At 36.3% G+C, this 223-nt stretch carries 1 protein-coding gene; it reads right to left on the minus strand.

The features are described from left to right. A partial coding sequence (gene porA / locus QMD61_11690) for a pyruvate ferredoxin oxidoreductase (protein ID MDI6725295.1) occupies positions 1 to 223 on the minus strand: 223 nt, incomplete at both ends.

Here is a 223-nt window from a genome sequence, read left to right on the forward strand (position 1 = left end):
CACATTTGTAACTTTCAACAAAGTCGTAACTTCTTCCAAATGCTTCTTCAAATTCCATATTTACTTTCTTTATTATCTCTTTTGATTTTTCCATGGCCACTTGCATATCATGGCGAGCTTCCATGTAATAATTTGGATCTGTAAAGGTACCGATGGACATGGGATGTTCTGGATCCAGAAATTCATGTTCTGGATGGTAAGCAGGTAAAAATGCATCAACTTC

Source organism: Methanobacterium sp. (assembly GCA_030017655.1).
In the GTDB taxonomy this organism is placed as follows: Archaea; Methanobacteriota; Methanobacteria; order Methanobacteriales; family Methanobacteriaceae; genus Methanobacterium_D.